The sequence below is a fragment of the Flavobacterium tructae genome, from assembly GCF_001853485.1.
Taxonomy (GTDB): Bacteria; Bacteroidota; Bacteroidia; order Flavobacteriales; family Flavobacteriaceae; genus Flavobacterium; species Flavobacterium tructae.
Map to the genome: position 1 here is coordinate 469,220 of NZ_MIKE01000024.1, position 20,784 is coordinate 490,003.

The window sequence follows — 20,784 nt, forward strand, 5'->3', positions numbered from 1 at the left end:
TTGTCGTAATAGTCAAAGTTTGAAACGATACCTGCAAATGAATTTTTTTACTGCTTTAAGAAACTAACAAGGTTTGCAGGTTTGTACCCGCAGGATATTTTATTCCCCATACTTCGTCATTGGAACTCCAGCCCTGATCTACATCAAATGTGACTATTCTGGAATCATTCATCAAATCAAAATCAATCAATATTCCCGGACTTTCCGAAATAAGCATTACCGTATTGTTTTGAGGATTGTTGTCACTAAACATTAAGAAGGCTTTATTGTCAGGAGTAACCTCAATATTTTGCCTTCCGAAAATTCTAAAAGTACAGCTGCCATAGTACCGATTATCGTTAGTATTGTGAACACAAATTCCAGTGGCATACTCTGTACCGGATTCGTTCTGAATTAATACGGTTGGATTATCATTATTGGTATCTACTGAAAGTCCTCCAAAATCCTGAATCAGCAATCGTTGTTTTAACTCTATTTTGTAATTTGTTCCTCCTATACTTCTTCTTGAAGTTGAACTAGATGCGGGTCTCTCAGATTGTGGCTGCGGAATATATATTGTTTGATTTTCTGTAATCTCACTTGTCGATATATAACCACTCAGATTGTATTCCCATTCTATAAGGACCGATCTCAGAAAATTTTTAGTCACACTCCAACACAGAGGCCTGAACTGTGAAGCATTTCTGGACCTTGAGGCCAGAAAACAGCATAAACTATAGTTTCCTTTATTTAATACCTCAACGGTTTCCTGAGAGAAGTTAATTATTAGTCTATTGGCCATACTATTTTCTTTAAGTTTATATTGAAACAAAAGAATTACTCCTCATCCAAATGCAGATGAAGAGTAATTCAAACAACACTACCCTATATTGTTACTTACTTCTTTCGCTTAACGCTTTTTCTCTGGCGCTGGTATTTTCAATTAACAGCTTTTTCAAATCTGTATAAGCATTAAAGTTTTTCAGCCAATTACCTCCTTTTGCACTCCAACCTTCATCTATGTTATAATTAACCACACGTGAGTCTGTACCAGTAAGGTCAATAAAAGCTCCGGCAGACATTGCTTTTGTAATTACGGTTGCTGTTTCTATCTTCTCTGTAGAAAAAATAAGAGCAATTTTAGTAATAGGTGTGATCACTCTTGCAGACCCTGCTCCTAAAATTGGAAAGGCACACAAAATGTTTGATTTCCCGTTTACTAACTGATTAATCCCCACTGTAAAACGCTGTGTATCTTCGTTCAAAAAAGATACTGTTCCCGGATAACCGTCTGAAGTTGCTTCGATATTACCGGATCCTTTTTCAATTGTTATCTTTTCACCCAAATCTGTATCGATGGTATTACTCGCTTCAATTACAACCTGAGGTGCGACCGTACTTGTTGAATTGTAGGCCTGAAACTGTTCTTGCCAGGTAATTTTGGTTGAAGTCAATAATTTTTCAGCCGGTAAATGAAACCATACGGTTGGAGAACCATCCCCTGACGCTGCTACAGATTTGAATCCGTATAAAGAATATCCTTCTGCTTTTAAAATTTTTACGTCTTCAGGACTAATACTAACTGTCGTGTTAAAAGTTGCCATAATAAATTTGTTTGTTTGGCCCTACTCATGAGGCTTTTCGGGTAACGCCTTACATTATTTTCTGAATGCAAACAGTTCGTTTTTTAAAGTGGAATCTGCTCCACTCCTTATTAATGCTTCTGTAAAATAGTTTGTACTTTTTGAAACTCTAATAGTAAAATTTCATGGTTCGTAAAAGTGATACCCTATTTTTTAGAAGCAAACCTAATGACCCGCAAACGGAACCTTTACTTATTTTGTAAATGTTGCATTAGTTCCTGCTAATGCTGTACACATACGACCTACCATATTAGTACCATTGTCTAAACCTACTACGTACTCATTTCCTAATACAATTCGAACTACAGGGTCGATATCAGTTACATGTAAGTGATCAGCATTTATTGGGTCATTTGTTCTTCCTGTTGCTAAAGGCCCGGTTCCTGCTTCGTTTTTAATTAATACATCTGCCATGATTTTCCTTTTTTAAATTAAACATTACTTGATGAGGCATTTCTTTTTCATTGCCTGCCTCAGAAAAATTGTGGATTTTACTCCTATAAATGATATACTTTTATCAATAACGTAAACACAAAATCCGTATCAATCAAGCTGTATTTTTCTTTTTTCTTTGAGATAAAAATCTCATTTACATTGTTGAGACGAATTACATTTTTGCCTTACTATTGATTTTCTCATTTTCGCGATCTGCAGTATCCCTCAATGAGTTTTTTAGATTCGGGTTGTACAATCCTTAATTCTAATAAGTCAAAATTATCTGTTTGTTCTTGCTTTTATTTGTACAGAATAAGCTACTTTTTATCAATTTGAATCATAACACTTTTCTTAATAAATTAACAAATGGAAATAAACTGTTATCTGTATTATACTTACTTGGGGGATAATTAAAATTCTGTTTGAAAACACGGGAAAAATGAGCGATATCAAAAAAGCCGGCAAGAGAGGCTGCCTCAGTAACTGATTTCTTTTGTACCACTAATACCTCAGCAGCAAATTGAAGGCGTATATCTCGTAACAGACGTATAGCCGGAAATCCAAATAATGATTTCACCTTACGGTTAAGATTTGACTGACTCATAAAAAGTTTCGCTGACAGCATCTCTATACAGAATGCCTCGTTATCAAGATTATCGATAACGATGATCAGCAATTTCGCCAGCCATTTGTATTCTTCTTTTAACTGAATCAGTTTGTTGAAACACGCATTACTTAAAGGAATTTTCCAATCTTCCGGTTTAAATCCTGTAATCAGACTATCATTACGATATGCTGAGGGGGAAATTCCAAACTCTTGTTTGAATTTACGACTGAAAGAAGTCACTCCGCTAAAACCGCAATAAAGAGCTGTTTCTTCAATAGAATATCTATTAGTTTCTAAAATATCTTTGGCCAGCTGCATCCTATAATACAAAATGAGTTTCCCTGGCGGGAAACTCATTTGATTTTGCACTTTACGATTAAGCTGTGCTTTACTGATCTTTAACTGATCGGCTAATTGAGAGGCACCAAAAGATGGGTCCGTTTTTTTTCTTGCATGATAGCATCAATCTGCCTTAAAAAAATTTCATCCGATAAATTAATGTTTTTTTCAATCTCAAATTCTTTCATAGTTTGTACGCTTTAAATAATACTTTATCATATTTAAATAAAGACAAGCCGAGAAAAAGAACTGTAAAACAGAAAAACATTTAAAAACCAACTAAAAAAATAATGTCGAACTAATTTTCAAAAAGGGATGTTTTATACTGTTTGGGGTCAGCATACTAAATCTATGGCTTTTATATCTTTATCTGTTCAAAACTAAACGAGCCATTCAATTTAATATCGGAAAATGTCACGAGATCCCTATATGATGGCACGAAAACAAATAAATCAGTCATAAGATTTTTCTTAATGCTGTAATTGTAAAAGTCTCTAAAACTTATATTTTTTTTTTGCGAACTGTTCGGTAGTCAGAAACCCAAACCGGAAGTTTATTGAAAAGAGATGGGTTGCTTTAAGCTTATTGGATATATTTAAAACCGGGGTAGAAATGCTTTGTTTTTTTTGATTCGATCTGACTACAAATACCAAAGATAAATTTACTTATCTTCATCATTCCTTTTACAAAATTAAAAGCCGGTAACTAAAATTTAGTCCCGGCTTTTGTTGAATTAATTTATTTTTCTTTTAAGTAAATCTCTCGTCTTTGTAGACAATGGTATTATATGAGTAAACACATGACTCAGACTATCTGGTTTTACACTATTTCCGCCACTGTGACAAAAAAAGCAGGACGTAACTGATTTGTAATTTCCATCCGGAACAGAATTGGAGCTTGGAGACTGAAAAAAGGTCTCCATAGTACTATTCGCTAATCGCCCTGTTCCAATTGCATCTCCGTTATTTCCACCGTAAGGATATGAATTACCATTAGGCCCTGCACCACCAAAAGTCCAGGTCGCACCTATTAGTAAATAATTCTTTCTAATATCATTACCAGCCAGCATTTTACGTATACTGTTGTTAATAGCAATAACTTCACTATTCGAATCTGCAGGAGTTCTATTCTCTTGATTTGGAACAGTATCAGAAGCAACTCCCCAGGCCATAACTCTTTTTATATTAGGCTTGTCTATCGCTGGGTCAGTAATTTTAATTGTATTGTTTTCAACAGTCATCTTCTGCGTATTTTTTGTGGTATCGTCGGCATTAACATTAAAGAGCCAATCTTTTCCTCCATCAGCTTTTACTTGCTTGATTTTACCATTAACATCTCTATAAGAATACGCTTCGTTTGGTGCATTTTTTTGGTGTTCAAAAGTTGCCCAGATCATTTCGGGATGTCCTGCAACACTTCCTACAATGTGCATTCCAACCAACGCCAGTGTTGCTGTTGTTGTTTTATTTGTTAGCTTCCACAACTTAGGGTCTGATTTGTCGTATACAGGAATCTTAGCTTTGATTGTAACATAACTCTCCGGATTTGGTAAATCCTTTACTTCCACCCATGATGTCTTTAATTCTATTGCCAAAGCATCCGGATCCGGTGGAGCGGCAAAACCGCTGCTCTTTGCATAGGCAAGAATACTATCTCTCGCACTGGCTGTAGTAGGGAACTGATTACCATTTAATTTCTTGTTTTGTACACCCGTCAGGAAATAAGCATAAACATCGTTTACCATTGTGATGTAATACACCAGTGATTTATTTACCGCAACTAACGCTCCGTTAGAACCAGCCTGTCCTTGTTCTGTATCAATTACATCTCCCTTTGAATCCAGGAACAAAGTTTTATTATCTTTTGTTATAAACTCCTGCACAATGTTTTCACGATGACCTTTAGTATCTATTATCGCTTTAGGCTTAGAAATAGCTTTTCCTTTTGTATCTATAAAAGAATGCACCCCATTGGCATTAGCAATAACCCCACCTACTATCACAGATTTATTTGACGCATCTTTAACAGCTTCATTTTTACTTTGAGGTTCTACTTCAAATGCTCTTCCTTTTTTATCAATTATAATTGGAAGTCTGTTTGGTCCTGTTTGGCTAATATTACTCACAGCACTCAATAAAGTATTTGGTTTATGTGGTGTTAAAACACGTTTTTTGGTAACTGGATCTTCTGCAGAAACATTATAGAAAACGGGAGATTCTATTACAGTGCCACCACTTTTATAGTCTCCGTCGGAAACTGGAGAGGTAATCCATAAAAACATTTGTTCAGACCATTTATAAAAATCGCAATTATTTCTATGTGGAAAATCAACACTGTTTGCAGGTTCAACAAGTCCATTTTCGGTAATTTTTTTTGTTTTAAACCAGGTCTTGAATTCATCTTCTGAAACACTGCATGAATCCTGTACATCTTGTGGCAGGTATTCGTAATCGGAATCAACCTTTGCCAGTATATCATTTTTTTTGCATCCAAGGATCAGGATGGCAAAAACCGCGATAACGGTAGCTGTTGTTTTTATATTTATTTTTTTCATGATTTGGTGTAGTTAATGGGTGTTTCTTTTGTTTGTTTTTTTGAATCGTCTGAAGTTTTTAATTATCAGAACCTCTTTTAACAAAAAACCGCCCGAAGCAGGCGGTCTTTAGATTTTAATGAAATAAGATTTTTTCTTAATTCAGTATTCTTGTATTGAATTGTTTGGGGAGAATTTAGTTTCTATGCCAGTTCTTTTTTCGGGGTCTTTGCAGACTTTACCGGCACATTCTCTATGTGGTGATTCCAATAAGAGAATCCTCCTGTTCCGTTCCATGAACTATCGATTGCTAAGTGTGCCTCAAAATTAGCCAAGAAAGAACCAATTGCAGGAGGAGGAACAGATTGAACATATTGTCCGCTTAGGCTAACTACCTGAGTAATTTTACCAAATCCGGTTGCATATATTCTTCCTTTAACATGAACAACGATATGACTATCAGGACCAGGGATGGCCTGTGTAATGACTACTGTACCTGAAACAGAATGTTGTGATGGTACAACAACTAAACTAAATGATGCAATTGGAGCACCTGGTGTTCCTACATTCCCGATTGTGCCTTTTGCTAAATAGGCACCTGCTAATAAATCTGCCATAATCTTTTAATTTAAATTTTTCTTACTCGTGGGGCTTTTCAGATACCGCCTCGTTTTTTATAGTGGGTTCTGCTCCACTTTTTATCATTGGATCAAGTTTCTCCTTATTCAGATACCGGCTCGTTTTCCAGAGTGGGTTCTGTCCCACTTTCTATTACGGGTTCCAGTTTTTCCTTTCTTGGAGAACTAACACTTATCTGCACGTTTACCTGTCCTATATTATCTGTCAGACCTGCTCCGTAAATACCTTTTAAATCGTCATTGATGCATAATTCTAATTTTCCAACTAATCCCGGTGGTGTATTTGCTCCCAGTCCGATTAAGAAAACAGTATCTCCTATTTTACCTACCAATGCTCCCTCGTTTGCCCCTGGAAGTGCATAACCGGGTTTAGCACTAATAAAAGTTGGGTTTCCGGCAGAATTGTACAAATGACCGTTATTGATATTTGGATTCGCCGTCCATAGTCCGTCTTTATATTTTATGGTAGCAACTCTACTAGGATTCAGTCGAACACCTGTATCCAACCATGGATAAGAAGGATTAGGATTATCAGGAGTACTTGGATTCGGTTTCGCCTGAACGGTAAAATCAACTGGCGGAACTGCGAAATTGCAAGCCGGAATTGGCGTTGTAAATTCTTCATAATCAAAATAATCTGCCAAAGCAAGACTCGTTCCTAAACCTACACCTGACTGCGATTGCATAAAGGTTATTGGTCGGCTGCGTCTTCCGGTTCGATCGAAAGGGCTATACCAGGTCCATAAATAAGTAGAATCTGGATAATTATTTCCTGAAGGCGGAAAAAATACACCAACAACCGTGGCTGTATTACCCGGACAAAGCGCAGGATTCCTCACAATAGTGGCATGAATTTTTCCTTGTACCGCCGGAATCTGAACCCAGTTTGGCGGTTGTTGCGGGAATGGAAAATTTCCAAAACCAATCGCATTTGTTATTCTGTCTCCTACATAATTAATTAAAAATCCTGCACCACTATTAGGCGGCGGAGTCATTCCGGTAGGAGTTGGTCCGGTAAGAAGCGCTTGTTGCGCAGTAAATGGATTTGTGGGATTGTAGGTATATTTCATCAGGGTACTCTGACTCCTGTCTGATGAAACGCTGTATTGCGAATTGTCTCTCCAATTGTATAAAACCCTTGTAGGAAGAGGATTGAATGCTTCATTGACCGGTGTCATGAAAACAGTCATCCCAAAATTAGTATTCCATGTAAATAGCTCGTAGTTATCAGGGTTTCCAAATGAAAAGCCTTCTACAACAGGAGGTACCAAAGGTGTGTTTAAAGGATTGCTCGATAATTTCTCAAAAGTAGAGAAATAAGTAAACGAGAACATTTGAAATAAGGCCAGCTGATTAACATCTCCTAAACCCGGGCGTGCAACAGGTCCTTGTCCAAACATAAGACGCACCGGAAAATTGGTTTTATGATCAAACCACATCCAGGTAGCAGGTGCAGGACTGCTGTTACCTACCGGAATTTTCCACCAATCTACTTTTTGTGCTTTCATCCAGTTGAGGTAACTGGTTCCGGAACATTTTGCTCTACTGCTTTCATTTCCAAACCAGTTTGTAGTTGGAATTCTCCAACCTACATTGATCGGTGTATAACGGATTCCATCGGTCGATACTTCTGTTTGAGTTGGCGTTATTCTGTACCACCATCTTCTGCCGGAAGCACCTACCAACAAAGCGTTTAATCCAAGTCCTTCGGCATAATAAACCGTCGCGGTACAAATTTCAAAAAAAGGGCTCTCTTTGTCAGCAGTAGTACTATTGCTCTGCAGGGGGCTAAAAGGGTGAAGTACACAAGTACATTTCCAAAATTGTGGAAGTCTGGGCTGAGGCCCTGTAAAAGTCTCCAAAACCGGATATCTTGAATCTGGTATCGGATCCACGCAATTTTTCGAGGAAGAGGTTAAATCTTTCATGGTAGTTTGCTTTTGGGGTTATTAATTCGGATTGTTTGGTATTGTTTTGATTCTCAATGGCTAATCTTATCATTCTGATTTCCTTTAGAATAACTTTACGAAACCAGCATTTTTAATTTTCCCGATTAAAATTACAATGCATAAGAAACCCTAGATAAAAAAATGTCATGAGACTGGTTTTTTTATCCATAAAGCGAATAATCACTGGAACAGAATTCTTTTAAAGAGGGAATAAAAATTACAAACTTGCACAAAAGCATTATCTACGATCCAGTAGCACAGGTGTCTTAGTCGTATTGGGATCTATGTACAGATCTGCCGCCGTAACCAGCAAAACCTCAACATCCATAAAACCGTCTTCATAGTTCAACAGTTTTTTCAATGCCGCATCTTTTTCCTCAACAAAAGCCTCTCTTTTATCTTCAGAAACATTTTGTACGATTAGCATCTTTACAACATCCTTAAAATTTTTATTTGTTGACAATTGAATCTGAAAAGCGGTTGCCTCACTTGTAAACGACAGAAATTTATCTAAGTCGTAATGCTGTTCACAAACTATAAAAGATTTTGCCTCTCTGGATTTTAATTCCAAAAAAGATTTTCCATCCAGTTCCACCCATCGGCCTATATCTCCGATGGCATATCGAAAAACCGGAAACCTTTTACGGAATGTATTAGTAACCGCTATTGTACCATATCCTTCCTCATCGGGATTTATAATTTCGACAATAATACCTTTAATAACGGAAAACAAGGATGGCGTTTTAGTACAATGTGACCAGGCCCAAATTCCGGTTTCGGCGGAACCATACATGGAATACACTTCCTGAAAACCCAGTACCTGCTGTAAAAATTTTTGTGTATTAGGTCGTAAAAACTCTCCCGCATAAAACAACTTCCCAATTTCTATTTGTCTGTTGTTCTTTTGTAAAAAATGAGCAAAGCAGATTAGTTTTGAAGGAGTTCCGAATATAAAATCAGGTTTGAAATGACGGGCTGCCTGCTCCATATCGGCATAACTTGCATGGGCACTTAATGCCAAAGTTGTTGCCTGACATTTTTCAAGAATATCATCCATAATAGCTGCCGTACGATACATATCGGAATAACCAAAAATGTTCAGGGCAATTGTTTTGGAAGTAAAAAAATTATTTCGGGTGAGTTCGCCTGCCAATGCAAGACGCTGATTATGATTCTCCTGAATATCAACCGGAAAAACCAGCGGCTTTTGAGTGCTCCCGCCTGAGCGTACGAGATAAACGCCTGTTTTTTCTTCCTCAAGTTTAAACTTTGTCTCTAAAATTGGCATTAACTCTTTTTTACTCAGTACAGGTGCTCCGGCAGCAAAATCATTTCCTTTGTAAAATTCAATATACAACGGATTTTGTTTGGCCAATTCAAAGTAATCCTGTAATTCAGAATGGTCTATTTTTGGAGGGATACAAACGGGATACATAAGGAGTCGTTTTTAAGAGTTTCTTCTTTTTAAATAATAACTGTTCTTGACCAATAATTTGAAATGATTGAAAATAAACAAGCCTTTTTGCTGCCAGGACGGCAATCGCTCCATGGCGTGTTCCAGCCATCGCTGCGAATACATTCCCATTAACTGCTGATCGTATCGATTGGAGCTTTTTCTATACCGCTTTATGATGATCGGGATTTCAATTGCTTTCCAATCTGTGGGGCTGATTCTGGACAAACTTCCTTCTACTTCCCGTACTTCGATGCAGGCTTTATTCAGTAATCCAACTCTGGAAGGCTGAGGTAATGTTTTTAGTACCCGATACCATAAGTCAATGCCTTCGCTTATTGAAACATCAGTCTCATAAAAAATATCTTCAAGATGTTTTTTTCGGATCACAACATTACTGCCAAAACCCATAATAAAATCGGGAGAACTAATCGTGTGTAATGGATCCGGAATTAAAAATAGTTCCTCTGAAAAGGGAATCATTTCTTTTTCAAATGATTTAGTTTTCGGTAAGTAATGATTTGAGGGAATGAGCAGAATACCAAGTATCAGCACATCGAGATTCTCCTCCTCCATCATAGAACTACTATCTTGTAAACAAGTTGGTAAATAACAATCGTCTGCATCCAGAAAACTGATCAAATCTCCGGTTGCCAATTCAATTCCGATATTTCTGGCGTTACTCGGACCTTTATTTTCTTCCAGCTCAATAATTTGAACATCCGTCTGCAAAAATTGAGGAGAAAAAAAAGAGAGCGCGTCTTTTAGATATACCAAACTCAGATCTGAACTGCAATCATCGACAATAATAAGCTCTGACACTTTTTTTTCCTGAAAAGCCAGAGAACGAATAGTATCATAGATGTAAGCTTCCTTATTATAAAGAGGTATCACAACGGTATGTTTCATATTTTGACTACTGTGCTATTGGATAAATCAAAGCTCTTCCCTGATGCACATTCACAACAGATTCATCTGATCCCCGAAACATACCGGATCCATAACTTTTATCATCTTTGCACAGCAGCATTCCCACTAAATAAATCTGACGGTTGTTTTCAGCATCGTCAAACTCTTTTTGATCTACAAAATGCTGAATCAGATAGCTCTTCCAGTTTTCTCTCACTATAGTATTCCAGTTTTCATCAGTGCAATCACTTTTCACATAGGCTCCGATTCCCCTTCCGCCGCTGTTTAGTTTTAAAATCAGATTTTGCTTTGTATTTGTAAATTCATCACATTCAACAGGATCGGTAATAACGAAGCTTGGAATAAGGTACTCTTTCAAAAAATTGTACTCTTCCTTACTCAGGTAGTCCAGCATAATCGCGGCATCATACATGACAGCTAAAACTCTTTTATCATGAATAAGGATTAAAGTTCGAATGTCATTGAAATAGCAATTCTCTTCAATTAACTTGTCCAATACATCGGGGCTAATTTTTTTTAATTCTTCCCGATCCATTTCAAGTATAAATTGTGAAACCGGTACTCCGTTGGCTTCTATTGAATCCTTTACAATCACGAGCTCCTGAGGTTTTGCAGAAATTAATTCAATATTTAATTTGGCCAACTCTCTTTGTGCATTAAAAATATCGCTGCCTTTTTCATCATCATGAATAAGAGCTACTTTTTTATGGGGAGCAAACTGATGAGACAGATCGTCGATAAGATTTTTTAAATCTGTACCTCCTGCAGCTATTTGATCTTTATATTCGTTGGTCTGATTGTTTATCAGGTGTAAATAATAACTGATCATCCATCCATTTAACGGATAACGTGCTCCTATTTCACAGATTTTGGGCTGGTCATTACTATCATATAAAAAATCAGGGCGATAAAAACCCTGATTATAGCTTTGGCTACTACACTTTTTCAATAAAGCTTCAAGGTCATTCTCCAGTTGATAATAGTTCCGGATTCTGCTGTCTTCAAAGTAATTCAAAACAATTGCTGTACAAGCTTTGTTTAAAACAGCACACAGGCGATCCATCGGTTTGTTATACTCCGGAGACAGGACGACAGACGAATTAGCAAAAGCATCTCTGCCTAATATGTTGATATTCTGAAAGTATTCAAAAAACAACTGATTCCATTTTTCCTGTTGATCAGCTTGGTTTTGCTGTAGTTTAATTTTTGACATATAAGATTGAAGTTTATTTTTTTGTAATAGATTATTAGATACGCCGATTTAAAAACTCAATTCTTCTACTTCCAAAAGATCCACCATCACGGCCGATTTTTTTGCTAAATAGTCGTTGACAATTGTTTCAAGATCATACGATTCAAGATCGATATTCATTGCCTTGGCGTAGTGAAAAATTGAACTAACAGCAAAAAAGAAGTGATTTTTCTCTGTTGGTCCACAGTGAACACTGATCCATGCTAATGTCTTGTCGCACTCTTCTTCTGTGTAACCGTAATCATTAATCAACCAGGACTGGAATTTTGGCAAGATCAGTTCTACTTCTCCATGCGTATAAATTTCATGTATCAAAGTCGTCAGTAAAGCAATCATGATGTCTTTATTTCGTAATGAGTTTTGATCTTTCCATGCTTTAAAATCACAGGCGCTTTGATTCAGGTAACGTCTGGAAAGCCAGTCATCATCTGTACAGATTGTAGTGGCCATAGTATAAAACAGCTGCGAATGCAAAATTCTGCCTACCACTGCCAGATCTTCATCAACGATACGGTTTAAGCTGGTGATCGATTGCAATAGTGCTTTTTCATCTGCAATAGGTTGATTTTTATGAACCAGCATGGTCATACGATTACTGATTCCGGATACTGTCATTGCACTGTTATTGGTTTGACTCCAGCTGTGAAAGAAACGCTGTAAACGTTCTTTGTCCTGAACTTTAGAAGTCAGCTGATTGAAACTTTTCTCAATTTTTGAAAATGCTTCCTCCTGATTTGGAAGGAATTTTAATAATTGAACTTTTAAATGTGATTCTTCCATTCCTTCAAGAACCGGAAGAATAATTGAACTTAAACTTGCCATAACTGTTTTGATTTTAGGTTAATTAATGATTTTGATTTCTATTGTTTGTTGGTGGTTTTTAATGAACAGATTTAGAGCGGTAATATTTAATTTTCCGAAGCACATCAATATCTTTAAAGTGATATTGCTCTAACCAATCGGCTTCATCGAAAAAGATGCAGCTGGACTCGGCAATTACAATAATGTTTTTACGGAGAGAGATGTGATAGAGTTTCTCTAATAATTCAGCATATTGAAAATCGTAAAGAGGATTGTACAGATAAAAAACATTTCCATCTGAGATATCCGCTTTTAAAATATCTCCCGAAATTGCCCTGGCATTCGCAAGTCCTTCTTTTTCGATTAAAGCAACACAAACTTTATTTCGCTCTTCAAGAATTTCGATTCCTTTAAACTGAACATCCGGATGTTTTACGGCACCGTATAAAATGATATTTCCATAACCGGAACCCAAATCATAAAATACCGTTTGTGGTGTCATTGGAATCGGGTCAAAAAGAGCCTCTAAGAAACTGGAAGATCCGTATCGATAAGAGTTGAGTCCGTACTTAATTGTAATTTCCGACAGACTTAAACCTTCTTCAATATGATGCAAATACTGATCAATTTCTGATTGAATACTTCTTAATTGCTCCATACTATTTCATCATTAAGAATTCTAGTTTTTCCAGTGAGCGTTTTGCTTTTTCCATTTTAGCGGCATATTCATCATTTACCTCTTTCACGTTGCTGTTACAAAAACTGCAAACCTCTTCTTCTTCATAGACATAATTATCGCAGCCATTGCATAACTTTAAGGCTTTAGGTATTCTTGGAACTCTTGCTGTCACATCAACAACAGGAACAGGAGTTTCACTATGAGGTGATTGTATTTCTACAATTACGCCATTTTCATCTTCGACGATAATTTCAAAAAGTCCCATATCGAAAGAGTCGCCCGGTGCTTCCTGTATTTTTCTTACTCGTTCCTTAAGTCCTTTCTTTTTTAGTTCTAAAGCACGATGATGGCAAAAAGGATTATTCCCTCTCTTACCAAACAATACATGACTTGTCCAGGTACAGCCCGCCAGACAAGAAGATTCATAATAACAGCCTTTACAACCGCCCCATAATTCTTCTTTATTTCTATATCTGGAAAAAACCATCTCTTCACTGTATTTCCAAATATCCTCCAGTGCCATATCTTTTACATTTCCTCCTGTATAGGCACTTGTTGGTAAGGAAGGACAGCCTTTAATTTTACCATCTGCTTCAATCCCTATTCCGGTATGTCCTGCCGAACATCCGGTATAATATTTCTCATTGCCCTGTCTCCAAATGTGTTCATACGGTCCAAAATAACCAATGTTATTCCCCGCCTGTATTAGGATATTATGAGCTAAGGCTTTTCTGTAGATCACAATAAGCTCATCGTAAAAATCAATTAATTCATAAGGCTGAACGATCAGTTCATCCGCATTGTCTACGGCATTCCCCATAGCAACGGCAAGTTGTATCTGCCAGTTTTTTACATTATTTTCAATCAAAACATCCAAAAGCTCATTCATCTCATTTTTACTTCTTTTTGTAATTACTGTATTTACGCTAGAAGTTATATTGTGCTTTTTAAGTAATCCCAGACAATTAACGGCATGTTCAAAAGAATCTCTTCTTCCTCTTATTTTATTATGAGTATCCGGCATTCCATCGATAGAAACACCTATATTATTTATTCCCGCTTTTTTTGCAGCAATGATTCTTTCTTCGTTTAAATTATAGGCACCGGACTGCATTGAGCATTCGATCCCACTTTGATGTATTCTTTCGATAATCTCAATCCAGTCTTTTCTTAAAAAAGCTTCCCCCCCAATGATCGAAATTTCTCTGGTACCAAGACGTTTAAGACTATCAATAACCCCAAAACATTGTTCTGTAGTTAATTCACCCGGTCTTACTTTTCCGGCTCTCGATCCGCAATGTGAGCATTTCAAATTGCAAGCCAGCGTAATTTCCCATACGACATGCACTGGAGTAGCCGTTGCATAATCATCCCTTACTCTGTATCTTGTTGAAGTCTTAATAGTATCCATCTTATATCAATTTTACTTATATTTTAGTTCAATGCTTTCTGATATAATGCCGATGTAGTATGAAAATAGTACAATGCAATTGGACTATATTGAATATACAATCGGTATTAGTTTTGTTTATGGTTTGACAATTATTTAAAAGACGGTTTAAAAAGTAAAACTTGATAAACCGTCTTTTTTTAGATTACCTTTTCTTTTTCAAGGCATCAATTGCATCAAGCAATTCTACTAATGCTACATGCAAATCTTTTTGTTCTCTTATGGTTTTTTTAGCTTGTTCAGCTACCGCAACCATTTTTTCTAAATCATTTGAGGCAATCGCCTCTCTGATTCCTACTCCGTAAAGTACTGTTGCCATAATATTTTATCTTTTGATTACTCCTACTCTTTAGGTTTTTCAGATACCCCCTTGTTTTTCTGTACAAGTCAGCTTACTTCTTGTTCTTTAGAGAATCTATTGCGTCCAATAAGTCTAATAAAGCTACAGTCAGATCTCCATGATCTCTTATTGTTTGCTTTGCTTGCTTGGCAACAGCTTCCATCTTAGCCAGGTCATTAGAGGCAAGAGCTTCTCTAACAGCGACACCATAAGGCATGATTATTCCCATAGTTGTTGTTTTTTAGTTATTATTTGTTTTGTTTGAGGATTTATCCTTTTTCAGGAAGAAATTTCTACCGAAGAAACTTTCTGATTCCTTAATTACTATAACCAAACTGATGCAGGAAAAGTGCTGGTTCATTTGGACTCAAGCAAGTCAAATTACCTAAAGTCACTGTTCTGCCTTCATTATTTTTTCCGGTGATAATAATATTCTTCGCTCCAGCTGTTAATTTGCCTAAACGATTTCCGGTATTTACTTCGCTTCCCATTTCATGAGGTGTTCCTGTTCTGGTAGCGATAACATTTCCGGTTCCATTTTCAATTAAAACTCTCTGTCCTATTGCCGGTGCCGGAAATAACTGAGAAACTGTAATATCAGTAAGTTCTCCCAGTGTGATATAAGGAGGCAAAGTTTCGGCATTAATTGTTTCAGACTCTGGTTTACCAAGCGTAATAGTTCTTCCAAACTCAGGCTGTGTACCCGCATTTGTACAATACATCCACGGAGTAGTAAAAGGAGTACCGTCTTCATATTCTCCAGTTGCTATATATCTTTGGTGTACACCTAATTTTGGTTTTTCGGACAGTGTGTTCAAATCAAGGTTATAAAACACTGATTTAATAAGTGTTCCAACTGCAAAGGTACCGGTAGCTTTTTCAACAACAGGAAGAATAACTGGTCCAACTCCTCCTCCATGCCATTCTACATAAGGATACACATTTACATTTTTTACTTTTTGAGGTATTGCTTGCATAATAATAGTTTTTGTCCTACTCATGAGGCTTTTCAGATCCGCCTTCGCTTTTAACTGTGCGAAACAGTCCGTTTTTTAAAGTGGGTTCTGCTCCACTTTTTTCAATCACAACTGTTTAATAATTAAATAGTTACTCAGATAATTTTCTTTCATTAAATTTCTATATCAAAGCTATTTTAGATATGAAGATCGAATCGAAAAAATGTTATAAAATGAGAATTATCTGTCATAAGACACAAAAAACAAGACATAAGATAATTCTTAGAAAAACCTCATCAAACAAACTTTCATTTATTTTTGAAAGTTTAAAAACTTTTACTTACATTTGTTTCATGGAATTCAAAGAAGCAAAAAATAAGTTCGTACAAACCTGGGGAGCATTAGGTTCTCAGTGGGGTATTAATAAAACCATGGCACAGATTCATGCGCTGTTAATGGTTTCGAACGAAGCTGTTTCTATGGAGGATATCATGGAGGAATTACAAATTTCACGCGGAAACGCCAGCATGAACCTAAGAGCTTTAATGGATTGGGGAATTGTCTACAAAGAATTCAAAGCCGGAGAAAGAAGGGAATTTTTTACTGCTGAAAAGGATCTAGACGAACTGGCCGTAAAAATTGCCAGAGAAAGAAGTAAAAGAGAAATTAAACCTGCTCTTAAAATATTGAAAGAAGTTTCTACAATTGGAGCAAATGATACTGCTGAAGAAAAACACTTTGTAGATCAGACTTCTAAATTGTATGATTTTGTATTAAAAGCAGATAATATGATGGATAAAATGACCGAATTTAATGAAAACTGGTTGGGACGTCTTGTCCTTAAAATCATGAAATAAAAAAATTTAATCAAAACTTTCATTTTTTTCTGAAAGTTTAAAACAAACGATAACTATGAAAACGCTGGAAAACCAAACCCTACTTTACGATGAAGATTGTCCGCTATGCAGTTTGTATACCACTGGCTTTGTAAAAAGTGGCATGTTAGATCAAAACGGAAGAAAATCATACTGTCAGCTATCTGAGGAAGAACAAAATTTTGTTGATTTAAAACGCGCTCCAAACGAAATCGCTTTGATTGATAACAAAACAAAAACAGTAACTTATGGAATTGACAGTTTAATTAAAGTTGTCGGTTTTTCATTTCCGCTTATTGAAAAAATTTCAACTCTAAAACCGATTCACTTTATCCTCAAAAAAATGTATTCTTTTGTTTCTTACAATCGAAAAGTAATTATCCCTGGAAATGCAGTCGAAGAAAACAAATTACAATGTACTCCCGATTTTAATTATAAATATCGATTTCTGTTTATCGGATTTGCCTTAACGATAACAAGCTCTATCCTTTTTGGTTATGCTAATCTGATTCCGGGTTTACCGAAAACCAGTATTTCAAGAGAAATCATTATTACATTGGGCCAAATTGTTTTCCAAAGTTTGTTTTTATTCCAATTTGACAGACAAACCATTATGAATTATGCCGGAAATCTAATGACCGTTTCATTAATGGGTTCCTTAATTTTAAGTCCTGTCCTGCTTCTAAGCAAATTTATACCACTTACTGAAACTATCGTTTTAGGCTGGTTCGGAGTCACCGTTTTGATCCTATTTTTGGAACATTTCAGAAGAATCAAAATTTTGAAACTTCCAATTTACTTATCTTACACCTGGATTCTCTATCGAATTATTGCTTTATTCTTCATTTTAAACTGATTTTAAAAAATCGTCACAGATTGCACGGATTACCATTCGGGCAATTCGTGCCAAAAAAATACAACAATGAGCAAACTCATCATCGCAGCCGGAACAGGATTTCTGGGAAAGGTTTTAATATATCATTTCAAAAACAAATTTGAAGAAATTGTTATTCTGACTCGAGGGAAGTCACAAATCATCGATGGAATAAAATATGTAAACTGGAATACCAAAACTTTTTCAGGCTGGGAAAGTGAACTGGAAAATGCCACGGTATTAATTAATCTGGCAGGTAAATCTGTTGATTGTCGCTATACTTCAAAAAATAAAAAAGCAATTTTATTGTCTCGTCTTGAAAGCACAAAAATTTTAAACAAAGCCGTTTTGAATTGTAAAAACCCACCAAAACATTGGCTCAATTCGTCAACTTCCACCATTTACCGTTTTTCTTTAGACAAACAAATGGACGAAGTCGAGGGCGAGATCGGAAATGACTTCTCTATAAATGTGGCTCTCTCGTGGGAAAAAGCTTTTTTTAAAACAGAAACTCCAAATACCCTGAAAACGGCATTACGAACATCAATCGTTTTGGGAAAAAACGGCGGTGCTCTCCTTCCGTTAAAGACTTTGGCTAAAATAGGTTTTGGAGGAAAACAAGGAAAAGGAAATCAATGGATCAGCTGGATTCACGAAGATGATTTTGCACGTGCAATCGAGTTTATAATAAAAAAAGAGATGGCAGGAAAAGTAAATATCGTTTCGCCAAACCCTATTTCAAATAGTGACTTTATGCAAGAACTTCGAAAAGCAGTTGGTGTACCTTTTGGAATCTCACTCAACAAATTCTTTCTGGAAATCGGATCTTTTATCATTCGAACAGAAACAGAACTAGTTTTAAAGAGCAGAAATGTAATTCCGACACGACTTTTAGAAAAAGGTTTTGCGTTTAAGTTTGAAAATATTGATCCGGCTTTTCAGAATCTCTTATCCTAAAAGAATCAAAGTGCTGTACTGAAACCAGAAAAGCTACGAAAAACGCTTTGTGCTAAGTCTCGTATAGTCCCTACGGGACAGTTATGTAGGGCGGCGAAGTAGTTTTACCAATATGTAATCTCTCCGAGATAGGATATATTATCATTATATCGCTCCTACAGGAGCACTTTCACGGATTGAAGTGTGGTGATTAATTAAAATTAGATATATGGGGCAATTAATCTCGGAGAGATTACATATTGGTAACACTCATATCCCCAAACTAAAAAAATGATATCGAAAATGACAGTCCTAAACCTTACAACCCTAATAAAAGCCTCTCAAAAATCGGTTTTTGATGCTTCAAGAAATATTGATATTCATCAGCAATCTGCCAGTCCATCAAAAGAAAAAGCAATTGCCGGTGTAACATCCGGCTTAATCCAATTAAATGAAACAGTAACCTGGCGTGGCAAACATTTCGGTTTTTATCTCACTCATAAAAGCCGAATTACAGCAATGAAACCTTATACCTACTTTGTCGACGAAATGGAACAAGGCATATTCAAATCTTTCAAACACGAACATTTTTTTGAAGAAAAAGACGGATTTACTATCATGAAAGACAAACTGCAATATGAAACTCCATTTGGAATTTTAGGTGAACTTTTTGATATTTTATTTTTAGAAAAACATCTTATGAACTTCCTTTTGGAAAGAAATAAAACACTCAAAATAGTTTCGGAAAAAAAACTTTAAATTTCTTACTTTTATAGTCAGACACGATTTTCGAGAATCCGTAAACTAACTAAAACTAAACTTTATGACATTAAAAGCAAAAATACTATCGGTTGTTTTTTTTACTATTTCTTTCATCGGATTTGCACAAAGCAATTGCAAAACACTAAAAGGCTGTGAAAGAAAACTATGTGAATTAAACATAAAACTGATTGCTGCCAAAAAGGCCGGCAATCAAAGTCAAATAAAAGGAGTCGAAGAAGCTATCTCGAAAACTAAAAAAAACTGTACGACAAAAACAGTGAACAAAGACCTTAACAAAAAAGTTCAGGAAAAACAGCAAAAAGTCAAGGAAAGAACCGATGATCTAAACAAAGCCATAAAAGATCAGGAAAGCAAAGAAAAAATTGATAAGAAAAGAAAGAAACTAGCCGAAGCTAAAGCCGACCTGAATAAAGCCCTAGCAGAACAAAAAACGAAGTAAGATTTTATTTCACTCCTAAGGAAACTGATGTATGCGCATCGGTTTTTTTATTTTAGGAAAAACTACTTTAAAGAAACAGTATCATCAGCCACCAAAATATGGGAACACTTTCCACCCAAAAAGAAGTATAATATTTGGAGCGATTGGGGTTTGCAAATGCAATAAATAACATCAATACAAAAATCATTATCAGATTGATAAAAGCATCATGATAATTAAAAGTAGAAACAAAAACTTCTAATCCCCAAAAAGGAATCAGCAATAATAGTCCTAAAATTTTGGTTCGTTTTACTCCTATTGTTTGAGGAACTGTTTGTAAATGCGGATCGTCATTGGCCAAATCGATAATTTCAAAAACCAAAACCAGAACAAAAACCAAAACGAAACGCTGAATACATTTTATAAAAAAATCACTGGTAAAAGGAATTTCGGCATTTATCAAAGGTAAAACTAAGGTAGCACCCACCCAGCAAACTGCCACGATATAAATTTTTACACCTGCCCAATTTCGTGCATTTCTCCGATTCGGAAAAAACGGAAGGGTGTAAAGTGCCGTTATTAAAAAAATCACAATTGAAACAATTTGAGTAATCCGCTTCAACTGAAAAAAATAATAGCCCACCAAAAACAGTGAAATAAAACTCAAAATGGCAATAATTTTCAACTGGTTTCCGATTTTTTTCTTTTGAACACGAACCAAAACATCGTATTTAACAAAATTATACCCCACAATTGTTCCCAAAAAACCAAACAATGCCATCGACTCATCGTACTGAATATGAAACACATGAAAGGTAATCCGAATGAGTGCATAACATGATAAAGCCACATGAATACTGCCATTCAGGTAAAAATCTAATATGTACTTTAACACTTTCATTATTCAAATCTAA

General features: G+C 36.0%; 22 protein-coding genes. 5 read left to right on the forward strand and 17 right to left on the reverse strand.

The window, feature by feature from the left end; all coding sequences use genetic code 11:
* Positions 1-55: 55 nt before the first annotated feature.
* From BHE19_RS15780 to BHE19_RS15845, 16 genes are all read right to left on the reverse strand, one after another.
* Positions 56-781, reverse strand: a complete 726-nt coding sequence (locus tag BHE19_RS15780) for a hypothetical protein (RefSeq protein WP_070907914.1) — start codon at positions 779-781, stop codon at positions 56-58.
* Positions 782-872: 91 nt separating this feature from the next.
* Positions 873-1,583, reverse strand: coding sequence for a hypothetical protein (locus BHE19_RS15785; protein WP_070907915.1), 711 nt, complete (start codon positions 1,581-1,583; stop codon positions 873-875).
* 231 nt (positions 1,584-1,814) lie between these two features.
* A complete protein-coding gene (locus BHE19_RS15790) occupies positions 1,815-2,036 on the reverse strand; it encodes a hypothetical protein (RefSeq protein WP_017495067.1) in 222 nt (73 codons plus the stop codon).
* A gap of 358 nt (positions 2,037-2,394) precedes the next feature.
* Entirely contained in the window at positions 2,395-3,021 is a 627-nt protein-coding gene (locus BHE19_RS15795; protein ID WP_123923459.1) for a helix-turn-helix transcriptional regulator, read from the reverse strand.
* Positions 3,022-3,736: 715 nt separating this feature from the next.
* Positions 3,737-5,557 (reverse strand): hypothetical protein, encoded by a 1,821-nt coding sequence (locus BHE19_RS15800; RefSeq protein ID WP_070907917.1) that lies wholly within the window; start codon positions 5,555-5,557, stop codon positions 3,737-3,739.
* A gap of 182 nt (positions 5,558-5,739) precedes the next feature.
* Positions 5,740-6,153 (reverse strand): DUF1842 domain-containing protein, encoded by a 414-nt coding sequence (locus BHE19_RS15805; RefSeq protein ID WP_017495072.1) that lies wholly within the window; start codon positions 6,151-6,153, stop codon positions 5,740-5,742.
* A 104-nt stretch (positions 6,154-6,257) separates the two neighbouring features.
* Complete coding sequence (locus tag BHE19_RS15810) at positions 6,258-8,102, reverse strand: hypothetical protein (protein WP_070907918.1); 1,845 nt, start codon at positions 8,100-8,102, stop codon at positions 6,258-6,260.
* A 259-nt stretch (positions 8,103-8,361) separates the two neighbouring features.
* Positions 8,362-9,558 (reverse strand): phenylacetate--CoA ligase family protein, encoded by a 1,197-nt coding sequence (locus BHE19_RS15815; RefSeq protein WP_070907919.1) that lies wholly within the window; start codon positions 9,556-9,558, stop codon positions 8,362-8,364.
* Positions 9,559-9,570: 12 nt separating this feature from the next.
* A complete protein-coding gene (locus tag BHE19_RS15820; RefSeq protein ID WP_070907920.1) occupies positions 9,571-10,485 on the reverse strand; it encodes a glycosyltransferase family 2 protein in 915 nt (304 codons plus the stop codon).
* Positions 10,486-10,492: 7 nt separating this feature from the next.
* A complete protein-coding gene (locus tag BHE19_RS15825; protein ID WP_070907921.1) occupies positions 10,493-11,719 on the reverse strand; it encodes a hypothetical protein in 1,227 nt (408 codons plus the stop codon).
* Positions 11,720-11,767: 48 nt separating this feature from the next.
* The gene (locus BHE19_RS15830; RefSeq protein WP_070907922.1) at positions 11,768-12,580 is read right to left on the reverse strand and encodes a hypothetical protein; all 813 of its coding nucleotides are present in this window, start codon (positions 12,578-12,580) and stop codon (positions 11,768-11,770) included.
* A gap of 58 nt (positions 12,581-12,638) precedes the next feature.
* Positions 12,639-13,217, reverse strand: a complete 579-nt coding sequence (locus BHE19_RS15835) for a class I SAM-dependent methyltransferase (RefSeq protein WP_070907923.1) — start codon at positions 13,215-13,217, stop codon at positions 12,639-12,641.
* A 1-nt stretch (position 13,218) separates the two neighbouring features.
* On the reverse strand, positions 13,219-14,649 hold the full coding sequence (locus tag BHE19_RS15840; protein ID WP_070907924.1) for a radical SAM/SPASM domain-containing protein: 1,431 nt from the start codon (positions 14,647-14,649) through the stop codon (positions 13,219-13,221).
* A 184-nt stretch (positions 14,650-14,833) separates the two neighbouring features.
* Positions 14,834-15,007 carry a DUF1843 domain-containing protein gene (locus BHE19_RS22345; protein ID WP_017495080.1) on the reverse strand — a complete coding sequence of 58 codons (174 nt, stop codon included), beginning with the start codon at positions 15,005-15,007 and terminating at the stop codon, positions 14,834-14,836.
* 73 nt (positions 15,008-15,080) lie between these two features.
* Positions 15,081-15,257: a DUF1843 domain-containing protein gene (locus BHE19_RS22350; protein ID WP_017495081.1), complete on the reverse strand. Its 177-nt coding sequence runs from the start codon at positions 15,255-15,257 to the stop codon at positions 15,081-15,083.
* Between the two features lie 88 nt (positions 15,258-15,345).
* Entirely contained in the window at positions 15,346-16,005 is a 660-nt protein-coding gene (locus tag BHE19_RS15845) for a hypothetical protein (protein ID WP_017495082.1), read from the reverse strand.
* Between the two features lie 332 nt (positions 16,006-16,337).
* Between BHE19_RS15845 and BHE19_RS15850 the strand changes: the two genes are divergently transcribed.
* The 5 genes from BHE19_RS15850 to BHE19_RS15870 all read left to right on the forward strand — a co-directional run bounded on the left by BHE19_RS15850 (position 16,338) and on the right by BHE19_RS15870 (position 19,891).
* Positions 16,338-16,841, forward strand: a complete 504-nt coding sequence (locus tag BHE19_RS15850) for a GbsR/MarR family transcriptional regulator (RefSeq protein WP_070907965.1) — start codon at positions 16,338-16,340, stop codon at positions 16,839-16,841.
* A 55-nt stretch (positions 16,842-16,896) separates the two neighbouring features.
* Positions 16,897-17,715, forward strand: a complete 819-nt coding sequence (locus tag BHE19_RS15855) for a thiol-disulfide oxidoreductase DCC family protein (protein WP_070907925.1) — start codon at positions 16,897-16,899, stop codon at positions 17,713-17,715.
* Positions 17,716-17,781: 66 nt separating this feature from the next.
* Positions 17,782-18,690: a TIGR01777 family oxidoreductase gene (locus BHE19_RS15860; protein ID WP_070907926.1), complete on the forward strand. Its 909-nt coding sequence runs from the start codon at positions 17,782-17,784 to the stop codon at positions 18,688-18,690.
* Positions 18,691-18,972: 282 nt separating this feature from the next.
* The gene (locus BHE19_RS15865; protein WP_070907966.1) at positions 18,973-19,428 is read left to right on the forward strand and encodes an SRPBCC family protein; all 456 of its coding nucleotides are present in this window, start codon (positions 18,973-18,975) and stop codon (positions 19,426-19,428) included.
* Between the two features lie 64 nt (positions 19,429-19,492).
* On the forward strand, positions 19,493-19,891 hold the full coding sequence (locus BHE19_RS15870) for a DUF1090 family protein (RefSeq protein ID WP_083342566.1): 399 nt from the start codon (positions 19,493-19,495) through the stop codon (positions 19,889-19,891).
* A gap of 67 nt (positions 19,892-19,958) precedes the next feature.
* On the opposite strand, the gene BHE19_RS15875 is transcribed toward BHE19_RS15870, so the two are convergent.
* A complete protein-coding gene (locus BHE19_RS15875) occupies positions 19,959-20,771 on the reverse strand; it encodes a hypothetical protein (RefSeq protein ID WP_070907927.1) in 813 nt (270 codons plus the stop codon).
* Positions 20,772-20,784 lie beyond the last annotated feature (13 nt).